Source organism: Halorubrum sp. SD612 (genome assembly GCF_002135005.1).
This window is the reverse complement of the sequence record NZ_NEWI01000351.1, coordinates 1-1,499: the sequence shown is the minus strand read 5'-3', so window position 1 is coordinate 1,499 and position 1,499 is coordinate 1. Positions and strand designations below refer to the sequence as shown.

1 protein-coding gene is annotated in these 1,499 nt (G+C 69.2%); it reads right to left on the bottom strand.

What is annotated here, in order from left to right:
* The coding region (locus B9G38_RS17240) for an ATP-dependent DNA helicase (protein ID WP_086221173.1) at nt 1-1,499 on the bottom strand (1,499 nt) is incomplete at both ends.

Here is a 1,499-nt window from a genome sequence, read left to right as displayed (position 1 = left end):
CGTACGACGGGAAGAAGGCGAGCGTGTTGCCGGGCGTGAACCGGATCGCGTCGCGGAGCAGCGACGACACCGCCGCCTGCGTCTCCGGGTCGTTGCGGTCGGAGGCGAACAGCGGCGGCACGTCGGCCGCGAACGTCCGGCGGTTCTCCTCGGGATACCCCATCCCGTAGGCCATCGACGCGACGTCCTCTAAGCCCAGCACGTCCTCGGTCACGTCGAACGGACGCAGCGTCGCGCTCATCAGGACCGACGCGGCCACCTCGTCGAACAGCTCGCCGGTGACGTTGCGGGGGATGCAGGTGTACAGCTCCGCGCGACCGTACACCTCGTCGGTGCCGGCGTCGCGCCGGACGGAGACCACCGGGTACTGGCCGAACTCCGCGCCCTCGTCCATCCACGTCGCGACGAACCGGGCGGCCGCGAGCGTCTGCGACTCCGAGCGGGTCGTCGCCTCCCCGTCGCGGTAGCGGCGCTCGTACTCCTCGTCTATCGCCTGACCGAGCTGGACCGCGAGTTCGGCCTCCGTGTCGATCCCCTTCCCCTCGTAGTTGCGGAGGAACGCCAGCGTGAGGTCGTCCCGGCGGTCGTCGTTGGCGATCGACACGTCCTCCCAGCTCTCCGTCACGGACTCCGAGCCGCCGAAGCCGAACGCGCCCTCGTACGTCTCGACTAAGGCGTCGCGGAACGCCCGGAGGACGTTCCCGGCCGGCTCCGCGCGGGAGTCGTCGCTGTCGGCCAGCTCGTCGAGCGCGGCGTCGAGGGTGTTCTCGGTGAGGGTCCGAGTGGCGTGGTCGCGGGCGGCGTCCTCGATGTTGTGCGCCTCGTCGAACACGGTGATTATCTCGCTCGGGTCGCGGTCGATCCACCGGAAGAACTGCTCGCGGATGTTCGGGTCGAGCAGGTGGTGGTAGTTACAGACGACGAGGTCCACGCCCTCCATCCCCTCCTTCAGCAGCTCGTAGCCGCACAGCGCGCGCTCGTCGGCGTACGCGTACACGTCCTCCGGGGTCCGGACGTCCTCGAACAGCCACCCGAAGAACTCCTCCGTGTCGCGGGTGAGGTTGTTCCGGTAGTGCTCGCAGACGTTGGCGGTCTCGTACTCGTCGACCTCCTCTTCCAGCTCCTCCAGCTCCTCCATGATCGCCTCGCGGGCCTCGGCGGCGCCCGCGTCGCCCTCGCGGCTCTCGGCCAGCAGCTCGCGCTGCCGGGACTCCAGCTCGCGCACCTCGCTCTCCGTCTCGACCATCTCGCGCGTGGTGTCGCGGAGGGTCTGACACTCCTGGTAGTCGACGTCGATGTGACACATCGACGACTTCCCTTTAAATACGACCGCGCGGATCGGCTCCTCGCGGGTGATCGCGCGGGCGTCCTCGACGAACTGCCGCATCTGCTGGTGGACGTTGGTCGTGATGACGACCGTGCGGTCGTGCTCGCGGGCGTGTTCCAGGGCGGGCACGAGCGCGGAGAGGGTCTTCCCCGTGCCGGGCGCCCCCTCGAAC